6 protein-coding genes are annotated in these 3,198 nt (G+C 68.8%); 4 read left to right on the top strand and 2 right to left on the bottom strand.

Features of this window, described 5'->3' with window-relative positions:
* Positions 1 to 236 (bottom strand): hypothetical protein (locus VGF64_01030; protein HEY1633312.1); only part of this gene is annotated, 236 nt, incomplete at its 3' end.
* Between the two features lie 353 nt (positions 237 to 589).
* On the opposite strand from VGF64_01030, the gene VGF64_01025 reads away from it, so the two are divergent.
* From VGF64_01025 to VGF64_01010, 4 genes are all read left to right on the top strand, one after another.
* Positions 590 to 754, top strand: a complete 165-nt coding sequence (locus tag VGF64_01025) for a hypothetical protein (GenBank protein ID HEY1633311.1) — start codon at positions 590 to 592, stop codon at positions 752 to 754.
* 4 nt (positions 755 to 758) lie between these two features.
* The gene (locus VGF64_01020; GenBank protein ID HEY1633310.1) at positions 759 to 1,511 is read left to right on the top strand and encodes a hypothetical protein; all 753 of its coding nucleotides are present in this window, start codon (positions 759 to 761) and stop codon (positions 1,509 to 1,511) included.
* A 92-nt stretch (positions 1,512 to 1,603) separates the two neighbouring features.
* A complete protein-coding gene (locus VGF64_01015; GenBank protein HEY1633309.1) occupies positions 1,604 to 2,095 on the top strand; it encodes a VOC family protein in 492 nt (163 codons plus the stop codon).
* Positions 2,095 to 2,760: a response regulator transcription factor gene (locus VGF64_01010; GenBank protein ID HEY1633308.1), complete on the top strand. Its 666-nt coding sequence runs from the start codon at positions 2,095 to 2,097 to the stop codon at positions 2,758 to 2,760. Before VGF64_01015 ends, VGF64_01010 begins: the two co-directional genes overlap by 1 nt.
* 207 nt (positions 2,761 to 2,967) lie before the next feature.
* On the opposite strand, the gene VGF64_01005 is transcribed toward VGF64_01010, so the two are convergent.
* On the bottom strand, positions 2,968 to 3,198 hold a 231-nt coding region (locus VGF64_01005; GenBank protein ID HEY1633307.1), incomplete at its 5' end, for an antibiotic biosynthesis monooxygenase.

Genomic DNA, 3,198 nt, shown 5'->3' with positions numbered 1-3,198 from the left:
GTAGCTGCGTGCAGGGCCTGGTCACGGTCGCGGTCCACCACCATGCCAGCGCCCTCACCGAAACCGTCCTCGACGTCGGTGTCGCTCATGCCGCGCTCTGCGGTGAGCTCGGCCACGTCGGCCTGCAGTCGCTCGGCGAGTTGCTGCTGTCGGGCCCGCTCCTCGAGGAGCAACTGGCGCTGATGGTCCAAGAAGTCGGGTCCGTAGTCCTGTGTCTGTCTGGAGAGTCGGTTCATGGTCCTCGCTGTCGTCGGCATACTCCGTCGGGACGCTCTGTAACGCAGAGAGACGTCGATCTATGCCCGGTGATGGATGACGACTCAGGAACCGAGCTCCGCCCGAGCCGTTCAGCGCGATGTCCCCCCCCTCGCCGCCGAGTCGTCGAACGACCCGGAGAGATCCTTTATCGGAGCTCTTCGCGGAGGTTACGCGCGCGCTTCCACGAGGACAAGGGGTCAATTGGCGCCGGCTGGCCGTCGCCGAGCCGGCCGTCGACGTGCGACGTATCCTGTTATCGGCATCGGGCGACGACGCACCGGTGTCCACGAGCCGGTCTGCCGACTGGCACCGCGAGAGAGGGAGGGTGACAATGCGACTCGGCAAGATCGAGGCGGAGGGCTTCATCGAAGAGCCGGCCGAGCTCTCGACCGCGTCACAGGATCCGATCGACGCTCTCCGGGAAGAGGAGCGCCCGGTCGCTCAGCAGCATTCGCCTCGGACTACGCCCAAGGATCAGCCCACTCCCACCGCTTGACGAGATGCGGTCGCTGATCCGCCGCTCGCTCCCCGTCGAGCAGCCGACGGGTCCGCTGACGGGGTACAAGCTCGCCTATCCGTTCCTGGCAGCTGATGATCGGTTCGCCGGCTTTGCCGGTCTGTCGATCGGTGGTCAACGTGTCTACGGTCCCGTAGCCGAGGCCGCCTGTGTCTGGAGCCGCCGGCATGCGCCACCGAAGCGCACGTGTAGCTGCGGGTTCTACTGCTTTCACTCGCTCGCTCCGGCTCGGGCCATGGCGTGCGAGACCAGGTACCGACCGACGGTCCTGCTCGAGGTGGCGGTGACCGGGAGCTACATTCGCTACCAGGACGGTCTTCGCTATGGCCGGCAGCGGGTGCGGGGAGTCCGCGTCGGTCGTTGCCGGTGCGGCCGGCCGGCGACGATGCTGGCCGACAGCGGGACCGGGCTGTCCGGCTGGCGCCAGCTCCAACCCACCTGCGCCGGCTGCGCAGGATGGTCGGCGGCGCTGACATTCCCCGGCTTCGCCGAGCGTCTTGGCGGCGTCATCGGCGTCGTCAGCGACTGTGAGCCCGACGCATCCCCGGGGCTGACAGAGCGAGCACCGGCGGCCGTCGGTGCGGAAAGGGGAGATGCGATCGCGCGCACCGCGGCTGGCAAGCCGTCGCTCGCCGTGGTGGCGGCCGAGGTGGCCCTCCTTCAGGCCCGCCTGGACGAGCTGCAGCGCCAGCTGGCGCAGCTGTCGGGCGACGACCCGCCCGCAGCCGGTCTCTAGGACCCGAGCGTGCCGTGGAATGATCGACGGTGCAGTGGTGCTGCTCCGTAGGCGGGCTGTCGCTGTGAGGGGCGCCCGGAAGTGGAGATGAGATGCCGATCGCCCGTTTGAACCACGCCGTGCTCTATGTCCGGGACGCTCGACGCAGCGCCGCCTTCTACACCGAGGCGCTCGGAATGATCGTCCGCCACGCCGTCGGAGATGGTCAGGCGATCTTCCTCCGGTCGCCGGGCTCGGACAACGACCACGATCTCGGGTTGTTCAGCGTCGGAGACGAGCTTGGCGCGTCCCTCGCGGGCAGGAACACCGTCGGGCTGTACCACCTGGCCTGGCAGGTGGACACCCTCGACGAGCTCGACCGTCTGCGGAGCATCCTGACTGAACGGGCGGCGCTGGTCGGTGCCAGCGACCACGGCGTGAGCAAGAGCCTCTACGCCCGCGACCCAGATGGGCTCGAGTTCGAGGTGATGTGGGCGGTTCCTCTTGACCTCCTGGACGAAAGCGACAAGACCGTCCAGGTTGCCCCCCTCGACCTCGACAAGGAGAAGCTGCGCTTCGGCGCAACCACCGTGAGCACCGGTTGATGAACCCCAGTCCGCAGCCCGGCCTGAGAGTGTTGATCGTCAGCGGTCAGCCGATTGCCCGAGCCGGGATGGCCGCCGTGCTGCGCCCCTTCCGTTCGCGGGTGAGGGTCGTGGGCGAGGTCGGCGGCACCGATACCGCTGCGGCAGAGGCGGTGCGCTCGCAGGCACACATCGTGCTGTTCGGTACTCGCCTCGATGCACCCGACGGGCTCGACCAGGTCGCTCGTATGGCGACGGCGCTGGGCGAGTGTCGGGTCGTCGTGCTGGCCCACCGGGACGAGGCCCGCTACACGTGGTTGACCCTCCAACGGGGCGCCGCGGGGTTCCTGCTCGACACCATCGCCGGGCCGGACCTCGTCGAAGCGCTCGGTGAGGTGAGTCGGGGGGGCATCGCGGTGGACCCGGCCCTGGCCGGCGGCCGCCGGCTCGATCCGGACGAGGACCTGTCACCCCGGTGGCCGGGCGCGCACCTGGGGCTGACCGAGCACGAGAGCCAGATCCTCGAGTTGCTGGCCCGGGGGGAACCGGCCAGCGCGGTCAGCCGCCAACTGGGCATGAGCGGGACCGAGGTCAAGACTCATGTCCGCTCGGCCTATCGACGGCTGCACGTTCGGGATCGCTCGGATGCGCTGGCCCGACTGGCCCGGGAGGGGCTCTTCTCCTGACGCTCCTGACGGAAGAACTAGCTCGTCGTTCGGGACAAATAGTCCGCGGAGACCATTGCGCGATCGTCCCGGTGCGCTCACTCTGAGGCACCAGACCGCGCTACCTGATCCCTCGTGGCTGCCATCGTCGTACCACGGGTCAGGTGGCGTGGTCTGGTCGTTCGCCGGCCGGATTGGCCGGCATCTGGGGATCCCTCTGCCGTCCCGTCAGGGGGTAACTGGCAGACCCTTCGCCCGGACGGGCTCGCCGATGGTCAGTTCGCTCTCGGCGATGAGCGGGCCGAGGGTCGGCCCGGCCGCGGCCATAGCGTCGCTGCCGGTGTGGGCGGCGAAGCCGTCGTCGTCGGCATAGAGCTCCGAGACCCAGAAGGCGTCGGGATCATCCTTGGAGCGGTTCATGGCGTACAGCAGGGTGCCGGGCTCCTTTTCGACCTGGTC

The sequence above is a fragment of the Acidimicrobiales bacterium genome (assembly GCA_036491125.1).
GTDB lineage: Bacteria > Actinomycetota > Acidimicrobiia > Acidimicrobiales > AC-9 > AC-9.
The sequence above is the reverse complement of the archived record's forward strand: the minus strand, read 5'-3'. Positions and strand labels throughout refer to the sequence as shown.

Excerpts from the sequence above, each read along its gene's own strand:
- VGF64_01025 (HEY1633311.1), top strand. The coding sequence starts at position 590 with ATGCGACTCGGCAAGATCGAGGCGGAGGGCTTCATCGAAGAGCCGGCC.
- VGF64_01015 (HEY1633309.1), top strand. The coding sequence starts at position 1,604 with ATGCCGATCGCCCGTTTGAACCACGCCGTGCTCTATGTCCGGGACGCT.
- VGF64_01010 (HEY1633308.1), top strand. The coding sequence starts at position 2,095 with ATGAACCCCAGTCCGCAGCCCGGCCTGAGAGTGTTGATCGTCAGCGGT.
- VGF64_01020 (HEY1633310.1), top strand. The coding sequence starts at position 759 with ATGCGGTCGCTGATCCGCCGCTCGCTCCCCGTCGAGCAGCCGACGGGT.